This window comes from Paenibacillus sp. sptzw28 (assembly GCF_019550795.1).
Classification (GTDB): domain Bacteria; phylum Bacillota; class Bacilli; order Paenibacillales; family Paenibacillaceae; genus Paenibacillus_Z.
In genome coordinates, this window is sequence record NZ_CP080545.1 from 3,788,041 (window position 1) to 3,805,822 (window position 17,782).

Annotated in this window: 19 protein-coding genes and 1 pseudogene; 1 reads left to right on the forward strand and 19 read right to left on the reverse strand. The window is 42.1% G+C overall.

The genetic code is table 11. The features are described 5' to 3' along the window. Positions 1 to 13 precede the first annotated feature (13 nt). The 4 genes from KZ483_RS17145 to KZ483_RS28665 form a co-directional block, all read right to left on the reverse strand. On the reverse strand, positions 14 to 1,552 hold the full coding sequence (locus KZ483_RS17145; RefSeq protein ID WP_220348703.1) for a type 2 periplasmic-binding domain-containing protein: 1,539 nt from the start codon (positions 1,550 to 1,552) through the stop codon (positions 14 to 16). Between the two features lie 73 nt (positions 1,553 to 1,625). Beyond that, positions 1,626 to 3,473 (reverse strand): cache domain-containing sensor histidine kinase, encoded by a 1,848-nt coding sequence (locus KZ483_RS17150; RefSeq protein ID WP_258881752.1) that lies wholly within the window; start codon positions 3,471 to 3,473, stop codon positions 1,626 to 1,628. Then, positions 3,470 to 4,486: a response regulator transcription factor gene (locus KZ483_RS17155; protein ID WP_220348705.1), complete on the reverse strand. Its 1,017-nt coding sequence runs from the start codon at positions 4,484 to 4,486 to the stop codon at positions 3,470 to 3,472. The genes KZ483_RS17150 and KZ483_RS17155 overlap by 4 nt, the downstream gene beginning before the upstream one ends. 113 nt (positions 4,487 to 4,599) lie before the next feature. After that, positions 4,600 to 4,728 carry a hypothetical protein gene (locus KZ483_RS28665; RefSeq protein ID WP_258881301.1) on the reverse strand — a complete coding sequence of 43 codons (129 nt, stop codon included), beginning with the start codon at positions 4,726 to 4,728 and terminating at the stop codon, positions 4,600 to 4,602. A gap of 296 nt (positions 4,729 to 5,024) precedes the next feature. On the opposite strand from KZ483_RS28665, the gene KZ483_RS17160 reads away from it, so the two are divergent. After that, the gene (locus tag KZ483_RS17160; protein ID WP_220348706.1) at positions 5,025 to 5,645 is read left to right on the forward strand and encodes a hypothetical protein; all 621 of its coding nucleotides are present in this window, start codon (positions 5,025 to 5,027) and stop codon (positions 5,643 to 5,645) included. Positions 5,646 to 5,726: 81 nt separating this feature from the next. Here the strand turns inward: KZ483_RS17160 and KZ483_RS17165 are convergent, their stop codons facing one another. The 15 genes and pseudogenes from KZ483_RS17165 to KZ483_RS17235 all read right to left on the reverse strand — a co-directional run bounded on the left by KZ483_RS17165 (position 5,727) and on the right by KZ483_RS17235 (position 17,605). Beyond that, positions 5,727 to 6,599, reverse strand: a complete 873-nt coding sequence (locus KZ483_RS17165) for a Cof-type HAD-IIB family hydrolase (RefSeq protein WP_220348707.1) — start codon at positions 6,597 to 6,599, stop codon at positions 5,727 to 5,729. 121 nt (positions 6,600 to 6,720) lie between these two features. Beyond that, a complete protein-coding gene (locus KZ483_RS17170; protein WP_220353503.1) occupies positions 6,721 to 7,404 on the reverse strand; it encodes an HAD family hydrolase in 684 nt (227 codons plus the stop codon). A 309-nt stretch (positions 7,405 to 7,713) separates the two neighbouring features. Further along, entirely contained in the window at positions 7,714 to 8,067 is a 354-nt protein-coding gene (locus KZ483_RS17175) for a hypothetical protein (RefSeq protein WP_220348708.1), read from the reverse strand. 502 nt (positions 8,068 to 8,569) lie between these two features. After that, a pseudogene (locus KZ483_RS17180) lies at positions 8,570 to 8,808 on the reverse strand (recombinase family protein); the annotation flags it as partial. An 85-nt stretch (positions 8,809 to 8,893) separates the two neighbouring features. Continuing rightward, entirely contained in the window at positions 8,894 to 9,583 is a 690-nt protein-coding gene (locus tag KZ483_RS17185; protein ID WP_220348709.1) for a DDE-type integrase/transposase/recombinase, read from the reverse strand. A 242-nt stretch (positions 9,584 to 9,825) separates the two neighbouring features. After that, on the reverse strand, positions 9,826 to 10,152 hold the full coding sequence (locus KZ483_RS17190; protein WP_220348710.1) for a transposase: 327 nt from the start codon (positions 10,150 to 10,152) through the stop codon (positions 9,826 to 9,828). Between the two features lie 228 nt (positions 10,153 to 10,380). Further along, complete coding sequence (locus tag KZ483_RS17195) at positions 10,381 to 10,620, reverse strand: hypothetical protein (RefSeq protein ID WP_220348712.1); 240 nt, start codon at positions 10,618 to 10,620, stop codon at positions 10,381 to 10,383. A gap of 254 nt (positions 10,621 to 10,874) precedes the next feature. Continuing rightward, the gene (locus KZ483_RS17200; protein WP_220348713.1) at positions 10,875 to 11,582 is read right to left on the reverse strand and encodes a metallophosphoesterase family protein; all 708 of its coding nucleotides are present in this window, start codon (positions 11,580 to 11,582) and stop codon (positions 10,875 to 10,877) included. Between the two features lie 172 nt (positions 11,583 to 11,754). Continuing rightward, positions 11,755 to 12,288, reverse strand: a complete 534-nt coding sequence (locus KZ483_RS17205; protein ID WP_220348714.1) for a GNAT family N-acetyltransferase — start codon at positions 12,286 to 12,288, stop codon at positions 11,755 to 11,757. 1,025 nt (positions 12,289 to 13,313) lie between these two features. After that, positions 13,314 to 13,559, reverse strand: a complete 246-nt coding sequence (locus tag KZ483_RS17210) for a hypothetical protein (protein ID WP_220348716.1) — start codon at positions 13,557 to 13,559, stop codon at positions 13,314 to 13,316. A gap of 511 nt (positions 13,560 to 14,070) precedes the next feature. Continuing rightward, positions 14,071 to 14,799 carry a DinB family protein gene (locus KZ483_RS17215; protein WP_220348717.1) on the reverse strand — a complete coding sequence of 243 codons (729 nt, stop codon included), beginning with the start codon at positions 14,797 to 14,799 and terminating at the stop codon, positions 14,071 to 14,073. A 223-nt stretch (positions 14,800 to 15,022) separates the two neighbouring features. Next, positions 15,023 to 15,217: a hypothetical protein gene (locus tag KZ483_RS17220; protein ID WP_220348718.1), complete on the reverse strand. Its 195-nt coding sequence runs from the start codon at positions 15,215 to 15,217 to the stop codon at positions 15,023 to 15,025. Between the two features lie 474 nt (positions 15,218 to 15,691). After that, positions 15,692 to 16,153 (reverse strand): pentapeptide repeat-containing protein, encoded by a 462-nt coding sequence (locus KZ483_RS17225; protein ID WP_220348719.1) that lies wholly within the window; start codon positions 16,151 to 16,153, stop codon positions 15,692 to 15,694. 210 nt (positions 16,154 to 16,363) lie between these two features. After that, positions 16,364 to 16,840, reverse strand: coding sequence for a GNAT family N-acetyltransferase (locus KZ483_RS17230; protein WP_220348720.1), 477 nt, complete (start codon positions 16,838 to 16,840; stop codon positions 16,364 to 16,366). Between the two features lie 252 nt (positions 16,841 to 17,092). Then, positions 17,093 to 17,605, reverse strand: a complete 513-nt coding sequence (locus KZ483_RS17235; RefSeq protein WP_220348721.1) for a GNAT family N-acetyltransferase — start codon at positions 17,603 to 17,605, stop codon at positions 17,093 to 17,095. Positions 17,606 to 17,782: the final 177 nt, after the last annotated feature.

Here is a 17,782-nt window from a genome sequence, read left to right on the forward strand (position 1 = left end):
AGGACTAGTAATACTAGCTCTTATATTTGGCGTACGCGTCGTTCATTTCTTGAATGATCTTATCGCCGCCGCCCGCTTTCCAATCAGCGATCGCCTTGTCAATGCTGTCGACAGGCTCCTGCCCGACCACGATTTTGAGCTGGGCTTCCTTGAATTTCGTTTCGAGGTCCTTCCATAGCTTCTGGTAGGTCTCCGAATAGATTTCCAGGCCCGCGGAATCGTTTTTCCAAGGATATTTGGCATTGTTCTCATTATACTTCCTGTCGAATTCAGCGATTGCCGGTTCGGTCCATTTATGGACAAAGAACTCCGGATCGGCGCGCCAGAAAAACCAGTTGTTCATAATCCGAGGCAGATCGGTATCGCCAAGCGGCGTTTGCTTATAGGTGCCATTAGCCTCTTTCGTATAGTGAACGCCCTCGATCCCGTTCCTCATAATATCCGTGCCTTCGTCGGTCATCCACCAATCGAGCAGTTCCAGGAGGCGCTGCTGCTTCTTGGGGTCGATTTTGCCGTTGATCACGGCTTTATTGGCTCCGACTAAGCCCGTTGGATTGCCGCGAAGACCGGTAGGGCCGATCGGCGGTGCAAGCTGGACCAATTCAGCGTTCGGGTCGATACTTTTCAGCTTTTCTGTATCCGTCCTCAGTCCAAGAGGGTGGTGGGTCCAGATGCCCGACTTGCCTCCCTGAAACAGCTCGTAGACGTTGATGCCTTTCTTGCTGAGAAAATCTTTGTCCATAACGCCTTCCTCATACATCTTATGAAGATAACCGAGGAAGTCTTTCTGCTCCTTGGACTGCACATTCTGGGGGATCAGCTTGCCGTCCACCAGTTTCCAGCCGTTGGCAAGGCCGAAAGCGGCCCGCAATTGGGCGGTATTCGCCCCTAATTCCTGGTCTGTGGCGAAGCCGGCCGTATCCTTCTTCCCGTTCTTGTCCGGATCGTTCAGTGCAAACGCCTTCATGATCTGATAAAATTCATCGACGTTGAACGTCTCTTCATTCGGCATCGTCAGCCCCACGTTGCGGATCCAGTCGGCCCGAATTTGATAGCTGTCACGGATCTCGAGTCCCCACGCCGGCATTCCGTACAGCTTCCCCTGCGGGTTCAACATCTTCCACTGATCATCCGGGAACGCCTTAGCCAGATTCGGATACTTATCCAGATGAGGGGCCAGATCCATGAAAACACCCTCGTTCTGCCACTTGACGAAATTGTCCGATGTGACTCTATACATGTCCGGCAAGTCTCCCGACGCTGCAAAAACATTCAATTTGTCCTTGTATGTCGGGCCGTCCGTCCACATGATCTTCATCTCGATGTTAAATTTCTCGTTCAGATACTTTACCGTCGGGTGGTCTTCCCGCCACTTTCCTCCGCCCCATGATTCCGGCATGAAGGTGATGGTCAGCTTTTCTTTCATGTCATCCGCGACACCGGCCTTGTCCGTCTTTCCTCCGGCGTCTCCCGCTTGTCCGTTCCCGGAACAGCCGGCTATAACGCCTGCAGCCAGAACCCCTGTGAGAAGAAGTGCTATTTTTTTTCTCAACTTTTGAACCCCTCCTGTAAGTGACTTCAAACTCTATTGTAGATCGTAGGGAGCCCTTTGTTTTTACAACATTTTACGATTCGTTATCCGATTTCACTTTTTTATTGGGGAACCGGATGGATACGACCGTCCCTCTCGCCGGGAACGAATCAATACTCACCCCGTAGCGGCCTCCATACTGCAGTACGAGGCGCCCATGTACATTGGCCAGGCCGAGCGAATCCCGTTCGGCGTATTGGCCAGCGGTATGATGCTCGGTAACCTGGGCGAGGGAGCGCCGAATGTACTCCAGTTTGTCTGCAGTCATTCCGGGACCGTTATCCGCCACCTCAACAACAAGATCGTCCCCTTCGTCGAAGGCACTGACCAGGATGGAGGCATTTCCGTTCATCGGCTCCACCGCATATTTCACCGCGTTCTCCACGATAGGCTGCAAGGAAAGCTTGACGAGACGCGCCGCCATGAACTTCTCGTTTACGTAGACCTGGTTTTGAAAGTTTTGCTTGAAGCGGATATCAATAATCTCCAGATACTTTCGCAGATGGTCGATCTCCTCGCGCAGCGTCACTTCAAGAGGCTCCAGCTTAGCGGTGTATCGGAAGAACGAGGCCAGATTGACGGCAATCTTCTCGATCCGGGGAACCTCTTCCAGAAAAGCAATGCTTCTGATAATGTCCAGTGTATTATACAGAAAATGCGGGTTGATCTGCCCTTGAAGCGCTTTGATCATCGCGTCCTTCTGGCGAACCTCGAGCTGCATTTCCCGCAATTGATACCGATATACATCCTCGATCAGGTTATTCAGCCGGCGAATCATTTGGCCGAAGCTGCGGTTCAAGCTTTGCAGCTCATCTTTGCCGGGATGACATTCGACTTGAACGTTCAGATTGCCTCTCTCTACTTCGTTCATGACTTTTTTCAATCGAATAACAGGTTGCATGAGCAGCTTGGTCAGGATCGGCACCACCAGAATGACGAACAGAAACAAGAAGAATAGGACAAGCAGCATCGATTCGGTCGCCACGTTCAATCCGGTTGCCATCTCTTGCAGCGGTACGACGGCGACAATTCGCCATTGTGTGAAATCCGATCGGGTGAAAGTAATTAAATAATCCAGTTTCCCGGCCTCTTGAAGAGTATCCGGTTCGTTCAAGCGGAGATCATTGAGCGGCGTCATAGAGATCGGTCTCCCAAGAAGGCTGGAGTCCGGGTGATAGACGACTGTATCAGAGGATGAGATGATAACGAATGTCCCGGTTTTGCCGATCGTTGTCTTTCCCATTATTTCCTTCAGCTCGGCGAGCGATAGGTTGACGAACAGTCTGCCAACCATACGCGTGTCCTCTGTACTGAAAACTGGAATAACGAGGGAGACGATCGGAACTTTATAAGGATACGACTCGTACGTCGGGATCACTGCCGTTTTCTCGGTAAACGGCAATTTGAGCCACGGTTCTGTGGGCCGATAGGCAGCCTGTCCGTTCGAAGAAACGAGTTCGCCGTTTTCCTTCAAGAGGACGAGACTTTCGATCTCAGAGTAGTTGATTGCAATGTACCTCCGAAGTGTATCCTCAATAATCAGCCGGTTTGACAAGGTGAGCGGCACCTTCCCTGCCAGCCAATCCTGGATGGCTCCGGCCTCCAGATTCGGATTGACGCGGCCGCCGATCGAAGGGAGCGGTCCGGCGATGACGGCGGAGGTGGATCGGATCAGCTGCTTGAAATAACGATCGATCTGATTATTCAGACTGGCGGAAGAGCTTCTTGCGATGTTATAGAAGTCCTGCGTTGTCGCCCTCGTATAGTAGTGCTCCGCTGACGCCGCTATCGTGACTACCCCGAGCAGACTCACTGTCAGGAAAGCGACGATCATCTTTTGTTTGATGGAATAGCGGTACATGAAACGGATCATGCGATTCATAGCCACATCCGCTTTCGGTACGCATTGGGGGAAACGCCTACCGAGCTTTTAAATACCCGGATAAAATAAGGCTGTGTGGCGAAGCCTACCTGTTCGGCAATCTCATAATTTTTCAGCTGCGTTTCGAGCAGAAGCTGCTTCGCCTTTTCAATCCTGACTTCCTGAATGTACTGAACCAGGGTTCGTCCGGTGCATCTTTTGAACCACGAGCTGAAGTACGAAATGCTCATGTTGGCCAATTGAGCCATTTCCGTTAACGAGATGTCCTTCTTATAGTAAGTATGGATGTAATCGCAAACCCGTTTGATGATATTATTGGTATTCGTTTTGTTCTGCTTCGCATAATGCATGATCATAATATCGGCCAGTTGGTTGAAATGGCGAATGATTGCCGTATCCTCAGCATCGGCCGGAATCGACGGAACGGATTGCCCCGGGGACATCTCGTTCATCAAGCCGGTCAGTTTCCACTCGAAAAGGCGAAGCAGATTCAACCTGGCGGCCGGATTGATATATTTAAGCTTCAAGACGGAATCGATTAGTTCGGACATTTTTCTGCCGGCCGTCTGCGGGGCCGCCTCGCCGAAGGCGTTCACAAGCTGCTGGAATCTCGACATATATTGGCTGATTTCTTTCAGGTTGTTTACGTTTTGTTCGCATCTGCGCAATGCTTCCCGAAGCTGCTCCATGTCCACCGGCTTCAGCAGATATTCGGTAACCCCGTAACGAATCGCTTTTTGCGCATACTGAAAGTTATCGTACCCGCTGATAATGATGTATGTCATCGGAATGCCAAGCTCATGGATTTTTTGGATCAGCGACAGACCATCAATCTTCGGCATCATGATGTCCGTAATCAGTACGGTCGGCCATGTCTCTTGGATCAATGCCCAAGCTTCTTCCCCATTCGTCGCTTCCGATAAAGTGATCGTTCCTTCTCCGATCCGGTTCACCATCTCGACGACGGAGCTTCGGATCCAAGGTTCATCTTCGGCCACCAGTATATGATACATAGATTTCCCTCCGATACGGTTTCGTGTCTCTATTGTAGCAAAAAAAAGTTGTCTGATTTTCTGGTTTTTTTTATCCGATTTTCTCCGTAAGAAGTGACAATACGCGACACGCACTAGGCACCGGATAAGGTCACATGACGAATCCAGGGCCTGTACAGCTTCACGGAGATCCCGAGTGGAACCGCTTTACGTTTCTCCAGCAGGTGTCCTTTGGCAACGGACTTCTTACAATTTTGAAACAATGAGATTTGCTACGGCTTCATGAATGAATATGTATCTTCTCATCCATTATAAAAATCCATTCTCACCAATTCTGAACATTTTCTCAATAATTATGACACCACACATGATGTATCATAATTAATTAGACAACTATCACCGATAACCCGCGTGGTTTCATATTTGTTATTTCAATATTCGTTATTTGCTTTTTCTCATCATATCGATAGCACGTCAAGGTTCCAGCGACCGACTATGAATATTCCATTTATTACATTAAAAACTGTGAAACAATGTACACTAAAGGGACGTTTAGATTATGAACGAATCAAATAATGTAGGTGATGGTATGAGAAAATATTCATTTGTATTGCTGTCAGTAATACTTGTGATTAGCAGTTTTGGGGTGATTTTACCAAATAAGGCTTACGCTTGTTCTTGTGCTAACAACCCAGACCCTAAAACCGCATTAGAAAAAGCAGAAGCGGTTTTCGTAGGGAAAGTGATAAAGGTTAATCAAGAACGGAAGCAACAAGGTGTTGTCGGGGCAATCGAGTACAGGGATGCTAACTTGTTTGAAGTTGATAGGGCATGGAAGGGCGTAAAGCAATCGCAAATTATCGTTTATGACTTTGGACATGATATGTCTTGCGGGTTCGTCTTTGAAGAAGGTAAGTCATATCTTGTTTATGTGTATAAGACTGATAACGGTGAGTTATATACAAGTTATTGCAGTCGTACTGCGGAATTATCAAATGCAGGAGAAGATTTGAAGCTGATAGGTGAGGGACAGGAAGTTGATAAGCAGGTAAACCTTGAAGGCGAGATGAAGCAGATTTCAAATAAGGATTATGATATGGAAATTTTCGTTGGGGGCATTGCGGTTGTATTAGCTATAGTATTTTTAATCGGTATGAAAATCAGAAGGAAGCATCAATAAAAGAGAAAGTTCTATTAAAGAAACCACCCCATTGTCAGGAGTGGTCGTTAGCTGAATCAAATATCAAAGTCACTTTGCGATTCAAAGCACAAATTTCTCAAGTGCAACAGCAACACCATCGTTATCATTTGAATCGGTAATGTGTTTTGCACAATTTTTTAGCTCAATAATCGCGTTTTCCATTGCGATCGGAAATCCGCACGTTTGGAATAGTCCTAAATCGTTAAAGTCATCCCCGAATACCATTACATTATCTGGTTTAACCCCGATTTCGCTTAACACCCCTTGCACGGCATCTTCCTTTGAGGCTGATTTGTGCATTATTTGAACTAATACTCCTCCGTCGGTTGCGATTACGTTCACATCACCGAACTGCTCAATGATATCGCTCCATAGACTGAAACCGAGAACCAATATTTTGGTCGGGGACAGTGATCGAATAAAATCAATTTCAACAACCTGGGGCGCAGGATCACTCGAACGGATGCCCAAATGAGCACGTTTCGAGTCGGGAACTGGTGTACACGTATACCATGAGTCATTGACCTCATATGAAATTAACGATTGCGGTGCATGTAACTCGATGAAATTGGTAATCTGTTTGCTTATCTCCATTGGGATACAAATATGTCGCTGAGCTTTCTTAGACTTGTATGTTATTAGAGCACCATTGTAATAAACCAGATATTCTACAAAAGGTAAATCCTCTACAAATTTGTTAGCCGCTCTAGGCGGTCGCGCCGTGGCAACAATAACATGAATTCCAGAATCAAAACATTTTTTAACAGCTTGATAATTCCGAAGAGATATGGATTTGTCACTGCCGAGTAAGGTTCCGTCCAAGTCCAATACAATGGCCTGTATGTTCGACATCTGCATCACCCCTTGTAATTTCTGAGTCCAATTTTTGCCAATTATAGTATTCTGCCAGTTAGTTGAGAAAACGGCAGCCACTAATACCGGCTGCCGTATCTTCGTGTTTATTGAGCTATCGTTTTATCACCTGAGTTGTTTAATTAACCTGCACCTTAGTTAGGCAAAGGCTGCTGATCTTGTAGGAAGCCTTTGAAGGTGTTTATTGACCTGAAGTTCTGTTAATTAAACTCTTGACAAGTTCAGGTACCTCTAATAAGTCGCTGATAATTCCGTCTACATCCAGGGGTATCTCCCATTGGGGGTCTTTTTTCCAAACTCCCTTCATTCCAACATTTCGTGAAGCTTGAACATCATTAATCGGATGGTCACCAATGTATATGCTTTCTTCCGCCTCTACTTCGAGCTTATCTAAAGCCCTGAAAAAAATCTCTGGATTCGGTTTTTTAATACCTTCCCACTCTGAAATTAAAATAACATCAAAGTATTTATCAATTCCGATTGCTTTAATATTTCTAAACTGAAAATCACCAAGAGCATTAGTGATTAAACCTAATTTAAAATTTTCTCTATTAAGACGCTCTAACATTTCAATAAGATTTGGATAAGGAATACAACTTTTGTGAAACTCCGATACATAATCCTCTAACAGCTGTTCCCAATTGATACCATTGATATTAAATTCATCGATTAATCGTTGGTATACTATATCTTTCCACACATAACCTCTTTCATCCAATTCTATAAATCTTGAAACGTATGTTTCCTTTGGAATATGGGATAAACAAAAATTAAACCTTTCGTGCTGTGTTTCTACAAATTTTCTAACAGACGCATCTCTATCTAATAAGGTTAAATCTAAATCGAACAGAACAGCTTTTATCAACACCATCACTCTTCTCATTATTCTCTTCTTCGCTTTGACGCTTTCATGCTTTTAATCAATAAAGTATAATTTACTTTAACATAGAGAAAATCACCTGTAAATAATTTCGTTTAGTACCTAGCTGTATATAACATAACTCCCGTTTGCACATAAGGCAGCCGATCATTGCTGATGGCTGCCTTATGTATGTCATTGAGCTATCTCGTGCCCGTTTGTTTAATCATTACATTCGCACATTAGGTCTTACTTTGGAGATTCAAAAGCTAATTTCAGTTTTTTGGACAGGCAACTTTACAGAACAGGAGTACTTTATTGAATCACGTCCGCCGCCGGTAATGTAATATAAACGGCATCAATTTCACTTTTTTCATCAATTAATGCTTTTGCAATTCTATGTCCCCCATCGATTAATTGTCCATCGGAACATAATAATATTGGGTACTCCATGTTTGCGTTGATAATTCGCTGACAATGAAATGCAACATTGCGTATAGTTGGAATTGGTCTACTCCCACTATCTGCAAACCAACAGTCCTGATCAAGTTCCTTTATTGAATCAATCTTGATTTTATGAACTGGTAAGTTCTTAGATAACTCCCACAGTTTTTCTACGTCCCAGAAATGTCGCCTTCCATCAATTATCCTTCCGTGTTTATGCTTCATTCGTGAAAGTAACTCTCCCACAATAATCACCTCAGCTTTTCATAATACTCAATGGCATGATAGGGAAATCGTGATCAGACATAAACCCATTCTCTTTGACAGTTCGGGATTAGGATTCCTTTTTCCTGCTGTTGCGTTAACCTCCCGTTTACTTCGTTAAACAAAAGAGGAGCTGTGCAAGCACATACTCCTCAACTATTTTTTCAGAACGGTTTGTATATTCTATCTATATCTGTATCAATTACAAAATCAACCTCTACATCATTATCAAGAGGTATTACATCAAAGCTAGGGAGTCTGCAAAATACAAAAGGTAAATCTCTAATATCAGAATTCAGCCTTTTTGCTTGTAAATACTTTTGTTTTAATTCCTGTTTAGTACACTTGGCAACTGTAATGTGAATTCAGTGAAAATAGCCATCAATTTCAACTAACATTATCATCACGACTGGTTGCTAACCAATCCATATAGCTTAGGGCGAGTGGGGTGGCGTTCGGGAGGCCACTTCCGGCTATCAAATAAGGCTTCATTATCCAAACATACAATATCTGCACCGATCTCCCGTGTGAGGTACTTCCATTCACTAATGATTCCGTCATAATCCCGTCCCAGACGGTCCAAGGCGTCCACGTAAACCAGATCGCCTTCACGGATCATTAGACACATAGCCTGATAGCGTGGCCGATAAAGTCCTTTCCACTCTGCTTATCGACGAATATAAAACGATCCTCGATGCCCAACTCACAAAATTTGACGAGTTTATTACTGACCTTTTAACCGTTCATGATACAAAGCACCGGCTCAAACCCTTTGGTTTACGCCTGTTTAGACCTTTATCTGCTTCGGCCTAACCAGCCCTTTCTTAATCGCCTCTATGTATTCGTACGGAGACAGATCATAGATACTGCCATGGATTCGAATGTGATTGTAATCTTGAATAAACTGGCTGACGACGTCATACGCCTGCGGATACGTCTCAAATTCATGTCGTCGATAGCACTCCGCTTCCAATATGGAATGAAACGATTCAATGTGAGCATTCTTATTCGGCGTTTTGGGCGGTATGCGCTCGTGAATCATCTCGAACGTAACACAAGCCTCTTCAAATCGGTGGCTAATAAATTGGGGACCATTATCGGATCGAATGACCGGCCTATCCGTTTTATCAAAGCGCTGACGCTTCATTAGCGCTTCCTGCGTAATCTGAATGAGATGAGCTGCTTCACAGGTTAAACCGATATGATAAGCGATAATGGCACGATCAAACACATCCAGGATGCTCATTAAGAAGAAAAATCGCTGTTCGCCATGAATCCAACCATACTTAATATCCGTTTCCCAGAGTTGATTGGAGCCTGTAATGACGCGATTGTTCGCCAGACGTTTGGGGTATTTGATCTTTAGCTGTCGCTGCGGACGAAGGACATCCATTCGCTTACAAAGACGGTAAACCTTCTTCTTATTAATCCGGCCGATATCGTCTTCTGAGCAGCACAGTGAGCTTCCGGTAGCCATACGACGCGCCTTCGCCAGCTAAACATTCCATGAGCCATTCGCAAATTTGCTCGTCACTGACCGGATTCCCATCGTGTGTGTATGAGAGGCCAGTACGGGACGACCGATGTTGTGAAGAGTTGCTGCCATCACTGTTTGCTGTTCCCGGTTTACAAAGGCGTAGTAGGTGGATCGCTCCACTTCCAGCACACGAAGGACGAAGCTCACGCTGTGTCCACTTGTTATATACTTCTGGGCAATCGCTATTTTATCCGCAAGTGCGGGTTCGTTTTTTTTAGTAGGTCTTTGAAAATATCCCTCTCTAGGGCTTGCTCGGCAAAGAGCTTCTTCAGTTTTTCATTCTCTCTTTCCAGTTGTGCATAATCTTCGGCTGTCGGAACGAACTTCGATTGTTTCACGCTTGTCTCATCCAGTTGATCGAGGTCTTTGCGATTCAGTTCCCTAGCCCAACGAAGCACCATCTTTAGATCCAGTTCATGTTGCCTAGCTACAGCTGTCATGTTGCCAATCTCTTTCCCTTTGGCCACGAACATCTTCTTGAAATTCAGGTCATATTGCTTCTTCTTCATTTCGTTCCCCTCCGCCTCAATCTCATTGTATCGGAGTAAGAGGTGTACTGTCCAAATTCATTAGGGGGCTAAAAAGCACCGGCTTAGATAACTCCTATCTTAGCCGGTGCAGGGTTGTCCGCTGAATCCGCTTTCTCGAAAATGCTTCTTGCGGACGAGGGTCGTAAACCCCGATGAGTGAATGCGGTGTTATAAGATGTCTCGACCCTTCTGAACTTCCTACAAAAATCATTTCTCTTTTTGGTTTTCCATTTGGTTTATCTTACCTAATCTAAGCGCAATTCCTGATAAGATATTTAATATTAAAGCAATGCAATAGGACCCAAAAACCCATTTTATTAAACGAGAACCATTTATACTAACATTTCCGTCTATTGATTGACTCCAGGAATCAAAAATTCCTATTATTATTCCTAAGATTAAAATCGCTACCGCATTAAATCTTGTAGATGAATACAAGCTTTTCATTTTTTTCTCCCTCTTTCAATCTGTTCAAAAAAAATGTTTTGATTGGGTTTATGCCGAGATTTCTTATAACGTCTCTTGCATTCACGAACCCTCACTGCCTTAAGCGACCAACGGGAGCGGCCGCGATGCGGTTAGGCAGTGCAGGGTTGTCCGCTGAATAATCTCCCCCGAAAATGCTCCCCGCGAATCGAGGGCCGGATGGCCCGATGCGTGAATGCTGTGTTAGGTGAAGTTGACGCTTCTTTGAAATGACCTCAAAGTTGTCCCCCGTGGAATATTTTCAATATAAAATCACTTTCTGGTACACCTAGTTCTCTATAAGATTTTAAAAAAGCTGAATTATTATAAGGTACTTCTACGAGCTGAGGTTCAACACGATGATTGTCCAATTTGATAATCCCATAGCGAGCAACTGGTTTGTGAAAACAACCTAATGCCCCTGGGTTAAAATAAACTGCCTTAGGAGTAATGTACTCGTGCACAACATGGTGATGTCCAAAACAAACCAATCTGTAATCAGCATTCTTGTAAAATTGATCTAATTTCTCTTCAGTTGGTTCCTGATCTATAGGCGTAAAATTGTTCATCTGGTCTAGATGGTAATGAATAAAGAGCTCCTCTTCCGTCTCTATCTTAATAGGCATGTTATCCAAAAATCTTACGTATTCTTCTTCCATTCGTTCTGCTAACCACTTATGATGATACCGGACATGCTCATGTCCTTCAGGTGTTTGTCGATCATAAAATGCAGCAACTACAGCATTATCATGATTGCCCTTAACATAAGAGATATTGTCTTGATTTAACAACAATTTAATAACTTCGTTACTATTAGGCCCGATTCCAACAAGATCACCAAGACAAAAAATGTGGTCGATGTCTTTATTCCGTATATCATTTAATACAGCACTTAAAGCCGGGCTGTTCCCATGGATATCTGTAATGATTGCATAATTCTTCATATGCTCACACCTATCATCTTTCGTCAATTTCACCTAACGTTCTTGTCTTCCTGACGTCGATTCCCCTTAGATAGCTCTTATCTTAGGGGAATCGATGTGTCTGCCTGAATTCGCTTCCTTGAAATCCCTCGGGCAGACCGAGCGGCGACAGCGGCGAAGCTGGAACACGGTGTTATGAGATGTCTCTGCCTTCTTCGAGTTCGCTAAATTCGTGCTTTAGTATTGACATTATGATCAGTGATTCGAACTTGTCCCCGTTCTTAATACATTCTCTTAATATCCCTTCCTGTTTGAACCCTAAAGATAAGTAAATGTGCTTTGCTCTTTCGTTATATTCCTTTACATCGAGCCATAGACGATGTGCGTGAAGGTATTCAAATATGTATTTCAAAATTGTGTTCAATGCTTCTTTTCCATACCCTTTAGACTTCTCTGAAATTGTAATTCGAATTAACTCAACATTATCATGGAGGCTGTTAAGACCTGCCAAAATAATATATCCAACTAATTTTTTATCTTTATCTTCTATGATTATGTGCTTCTTGTCTGGATCATTTAATGTCTTAACATGTTGATCCTTTGACCAAGGAATGATGTATCTGATGTTTTCACTATCATTCTCGATTGATAATACTGTATCAAGATCACAGGAAACTGTCTGCCTATATGTCAATCTTTCAGAATGTAAAGATAAATCAGACTTCACTGTTTCTACTCCTCTCTGATGTTTTGCAGAGATATCTCATAACATTCTTGCATTCACGAACCCTCACCGGCTTAGATAGCTCTTATCTTAGCCGGTGCAGGGTTGTCCGCTGAATCAGCTTCTTCGAAAGACCAAATCAACATAGAATAAAAAATATCAACGTAAAGAGACATACAATAATTATTCTAAAAGACTTTTTCTTTAATTTAACTATATTCTTGATAACCAAAGATATCGATAGTACCAAAAGAATTAATCCAGTATATAATGAGAAAGGTTCTGGGTAGTTCCACCCTCTCAACTGTTCTCGATCTAGTTCATAATACAACTCAGCTGAATAATTATCCGGTTCAGCAAAGTAATCAATAATGTCATCACTATAATCAAATCTTTCTTCCAAAATATACTCTTCATTAGAAAAGCCAAATAGTTCACTGATTGAGAGTGATGATTTTATCTGTGTACCAATAATGCCACCACTAATCAGCAGAACTATTATTATTAACAAATAAGTAAAGAAGTATTAAAGAGTAACTTTGCTCTATTCATAACAAGAATTTCTCCTGATTTTATGGTTTTCCAGAGGTTTCGAATAACGTTCTGTTTATTGCAAAGTACAAGTGCCTAGTTTTGCAGCCATTGATTATGCAGTAAAAAGTAACTGGTTTGATATGGAGAGGTGGGCATGATAGGCTTACTAGCATCTGCGAAGCCTGTGGCTTCGCCCCTTCGCAAGGAATCATGCCCATAGAGGCTCCATGTCAAACCTATGCATAAACTTCACTTTTTGCTGCATATAGGCAAAATTCATCGCTGCAAAACTCAGCACTTTTGGTTTGCCAAATACAACGTTCTTGTGTTCACGACGTCCCACTGGCTTAAGTGAGCGACAGCGAGCGGGTCCGACGGACTTAGCCAGTGCGGATGTGTCCGGAGCGCTAAGTCACCGGACCAAGGGGGCAGATTGTAGCTCCCGCAGCGTGAATACGGTGTTATCGGATGTCGAGGTCATCATTGAGTAATCTTCAAAAGATTCTAAGAGGGTGTTCAACTATAGGTGTTATCTTCATTTCATTGGGATTACCTAAGACATATTCATTGATAAAATATTTATTTTTATCATACCTGACGGTTATTCTTGAATTTCCAGAAGCAATTTCAAATGTGTCTGCATCTTCTTGGTTTACAATTCCACTCATTATAAGATACCCATCTAACATGAGATATTGTAATCCTTTATTGTGTTTACTATTTTTAAATTTAAATGCCAATTTTCCTGCTGCATGTACTTTGTATTTATTTTCATGTTCTTCATCATTATATAATCGTTTGATTCACCCATATTTTTATAATCATATGTATACAAAAAAACAAGATACTTACCAATTTTCTTGTTTTGCTGAATTTGTATATTTGTAACATTTTTCTTGCCGTCAGCACTTTCATATATCCGACGGATAATATCATCCGGTAATTCGCCAACTATATAAGTTTTGTTTATGTTGTAATAAAATACTGCAGTGAATATACCTAGAATTATAGATAGTAATCCAACTAAATATTCTTGATTTATTAGGCATTCTTAGCTCTCCTTAGGTTTTTATATATGTCATATTACGATTTCACCTAACGTTCAGGCATTCACGAACCCTCACTGGCTTAAGTGACCGAAGGGAACGGCCGCGACGCGGTTAGACAGTGCAGGGTTGTCCGCTAATTTAGCCGCTTTTGGAAATGCCTCTTGCGGACCGAGGGCGATAGCCCCGATGCGTGAATGCGGTGTTATAGGATGTCAGCGCCTTCCTCGATATGCTGAGACTTCTTGTTTTCTTGAATCTTTTGTTTAATTCGAACTGATTTGTTTAAATGTAAGAAGAGATGCCTCGTTGCCGGCATAAGAATTAATCCAGCTACTGTCTTCCTTCCCCAATATTCAAGCAGCCATGCCGATTCTTTTTTAACAGCAAATTGTTCTTCAAGTAATTTTAATCTCTCCGGTTCAACCTTTCGTTTAAAATCTCCAGGTTGTAAATTAGAAACAATATCTCGAGTTTTTTGTCCAACATCTACTCGGTATGACAATAATTCAGAAATATCAATATTGGTACTTAGGTCAGAGACCTCATTCTCCGTCATTTCATTACCTGAATGAACATAATTCACCTTAAGTTTCTTGTGCCAAGAACCCAAATGAAAAATCTGCTCTGCACCATTTACCAATACATTCATTGTCATATCCTCTATTCGAGTGATATGCCATATATGCCAGGCAATGGAATTCCTTGTATCTGGCGCTAAAACAGGGTATTCCCGAACTGTAACTTCCTTTAAATCCTTAAACAATTCATCTTCCAAAGTTGTAGTCGTTGAATTACTCATTTTTGATGAATGCAACAAACTATGATTAATTAAAAATAAGTTAACGGCCGTGTTGTGTTCTGAAGGACGTGTAATGATGCTTGTCAGTTTTTTGTGGTTCGCATTCCACAATCTTTTTTGTAATAAGTCCAATAATACCACCCTTTAATGTTGCTTTATTTATTTGCGCTGATTTCCTATAACGTTCTTGCATTCACGAACCCTCACTGGCTTAAGGCGACCAACGGGAGCCAGGTCGGACTTAGCCAGTGCAGGGTTGCCTGCTGATTCCGCTTTCTCGAAAATTCCTCTGCAGACCAAAGGCGTCAGCCCGCCGCGTGAATGCGGTGTTATCGGATGTTACTGTCATCTTGAATTAACTCTCAAAAAATGGTCTTATAAGTTCTTCATCAATTTCAATTATTCTTGCAATGGTATTCATTCCAAGGCCTTCATTTATTGCATTTAAAATAATTTTCACTTTTATTGTTCCTTCTCTTATTGTCTCCTTACTAAATCTATCGAACTGTAAAACATCATCCTCAACTTCCCCATTCAAATTAAACATCATTCTATATTCTCCTATATTGCTGCCAAGATACAGGACGTTAAGATTACAGTTGACCAGATCTAAGTAGCAATTACTATGTGTTAATTGAATGGACCGCAGTTCTGTCTTGATTAATTTAAGATTAGAATTCCCCATAAAGGTATCATAAAACTCGGCTCTGTGCTCTTTCTTCCAATTATTCAAGTAATTTCGGAATCCACTTTCAGTCCTTGAGACTACTTGGTTCCTTTCGGACCATTCAATTAATTGTACAGTGTCCATTGTATATTCCTTTTTGGTTTTATTTATGTATTACAGTAATTTCCGATAACGTTCTTGCATTCACGAACCCTCACCGGCTTAGATAGCTCTTATCTTAGCTGGTGCAGGGTTGTCCGCTGAATCCGCTACTTTAGAAGATACTTCTCGCGGACCAATGGGCGTTAGCTCCGATGCGTGAATGCGGTGTTATATGAAGTCAGCCACTTCCTCGAATTACTCACAAACAGCTTTTCTATACTGTTCTATTAAGTCTTTAATAAGTATTCCATCAATTTTCATTCCTTCAATATTAGAGTTTTTAAGCTCAACATTGCTTAAATTGCAAGTATCAAATATTGCTGTACTCAAGTCACTCTTCTTAAATATTACAGGCTCAACATTAACCCATCCGTCAGTTCCAGGCTCTTCATTTAAGTGACTAACCTTTGCTTCAGGACGAACTATGTTCTCGAATAAAGTTCCACCCATCTGAATCATATTTATATGTACATTAGAAAAGTAAATGTGCTCCCACTTCGAGTTAACAAAATTCGTATGCGCCAGAGAAGTATCCCTCATGTCTATACCATGAAAATCTGAACCCTTAAAACAAACCATATGAATTTGTTCGTTTCTAATATCCTGAAGTTCTAAACCATTCTTGGAATCCATCATTTTCTTCTCGGTAAGAGCCATATACGTCTACCTCCCGTGATATTTAATTTTTTATTCTTTGGCTGATTTCATCATTCTTGTGTTCCTGACGACGATTCCCTTTAGATAGCTCTTATCTTAGGGGAATCGATGTGTCTGCCTGAATTCGCTTCCTTGATATTCCTCTGGCAGACCGAGCGGCGTCAGCCGCGAAGCAGGAACACGCTGTTAGGCGAAGCCATCCTGAGTTACTTACAAAATTTCTTTCTTCATCTTAATTCCAGCAATCTCATTACCCCCATAATCATTCATGATCTTTATTTCAAAGGGTTTAAATCCTATCTTATTATAAAGTAAAAGGGCTCCTGTATTGGTATTGTGACAAACTAGTCTTAATTCTTGAACTTCTAATTCCTTCCTTGCTCGCTCAATCATTAAATTTACTAGATATTTACCTGCACCTTTACCCCTATATCTTGGATTAATTATTACATTTCCTAACCAGCAATGATCTCCAGTAACCAGGTCATATAGATTGCTATAGCCTACTATTTCATCACAATATTCAATTACCGTAGGCAATAGGCGCGTCATGGACACTTCATATAATTGTTCAGGTTTTACAGGAAATAGCCCTCTCGGAAACATATAAAACAATTCAACTTTATTCTGTGGAAACGTGGCAATAATATTAAAGTCGTCTTGATTTGTGTTTCTATACTTATACAAAAGTTCACCTCCTTGGCGCCGGACATAAAAAGTTTAATGTATTTATAGGATGTTTACATCTTGATGGTTTCGCCTAACGTTCTTGTATTCACGAACCCTCACTGGCTTAAGGGGCGCCAGCCCCGGGTCCGACGGACTTAGCCAGTGCAGGGTTGTCCGACTGATCCAGCTTCCCCGAATTCCCCCTGCCGGACCGAGGGCCGGATGGCCCGATGCGTGAATATGGTGTTAGGCGATGCCGCGTTGAATTGCTTACAACCTTTCATTCGTGATTTTCAATTCATATTTCTTTTGAGTTTTACTTTGTCCTTCTATTGTTTCGATCTTTTCTTCTGATTCTTTAAATCCGCTCTTTTCATAAAATGATCTTCCTATATGATTCTCTTTCGCTACCCAAGCAATCAATTTCTTTATTGGCTTTAAAACTTGAATAAATTCCTGAATGAAGCCATTTCCTATTCCAATTTTATGATATTCAGGTCGTACATAGATTCTTAGTAATTCATAATCCTCGTCATTCACTTGACTTGTCTGAGCAAATCCAACGACTTCATTATTATATTCAGCAATTAGAAATTTTCGTTTAGTACTTTGAAGATCTCTTTCTACAGATCTAATTAGGTTCTCACGAGAATAAGCTTTACTTAGAAAATTTTGAATGAAATCTTTTGAGTAAATGCCCCCATATGTGAAATTCCATGTTTCATGGGCTATGGATTGAATGTGTGGGATATCCTCACATGATACAAATCTAATTGTAATCATTTGGTTATCCTTCTTTCGTAATATAGTATTTGCTCTTCAGCGGTTTCGCCTAACGTTCTTGTATTCACGATGTCCATTCCCCTTAGATAGCTCTTATCTTAGGGGAATGGATATGTCCGCCTGATTCACTTCTCCGAAATACATCTGGCGGACCGAGGGGCAGCGAATGCTCCGATG

What these genes read in the sequence shown, in the direction of transcription:
- KZ483_RS17150 (WP_258881752.1), bottom strand. Translation starts at nt 3,473, where the DNA reads ATGAATCGCATGATCCGTTTCATGTACCGCTATTCCATCAAACAAAAG.
- KZ483_RS17155 (WP_220348705.1), bottom strand. Translation starts at nt 4,486, where the DNA reads ATGTATCATATACTGGTGGCCGAAGATGAACCTTGGATCCGAAGCTCC.
- KZ483_RS17160 (WP_220348706.1), top strand. Translation starts at nt 5,025, where the DNA reads ATGAACGAATCAAATAATGTAGGTGATGGTATGAGAAAATATTCATTT.
- KZ483_RS17175 (WP_220348708.1), bottom strand. Translation starts at nt 8,067, where the DNA reads ATGAAGCATAAACACGGAAGGATAATTGATGGAAGGCGACATTTCTGG.
- KZ483_RS17185 (WP_220348709.1), bottom strand. Translation starts at nt 9,583, where the DNA reads ATGGCTACCGGAAGCTCACTGTGCTGCTCAGAAGACGATATCGGCCGG.
- KZ483_RS17190 (WP_220348710.1), bottom strand. Translation starts at nt 10,152, where the DNA reads ATGAAGAAGAAGCAATATGACCTGAATTTCAAGAAGATGTTCGTGGCC.
- KZ483_RS17195 (WP_220348712.1), bottom strand. Translation starts at nt 10,620, where the DNA reads ATGAAAAGCTTGTATTCATCTACAAGATTTAATGCGGTAGCGATTTTA.
- KZ483_RS17200 (WP_220348713.1), bottom strand. Translation starts at nt 11,582, where the DNA reads ATGAAGAATTATGCAATCATTACAGATATCCATGGGAACAGCCCGGCT.
- KZ483_RS17220 (WP_220348718.1), bottom strand. Translation starts at nt 15,217, where the DNA reads ATGATGTTTAATTTGAATGGGGAAGTTGAGGATGATGTTTTACAGTTC.
- KZ483_RS17225 (WP_220348719.1), bottom strand. Translation starts at nt 16,153, where the DNA reads ATGGCTCTTACCGAGAAGAAAATGATGGATTCCAAGAATGGTTTAGAA.
- KZ483_RS17235 (WP_220348721.1), bottom strand. Translation starts at nt 17,605, where the DNA reads ATGATTACAATTAGATTTGTATCATGTGAGGATATCCCACACATTCAA.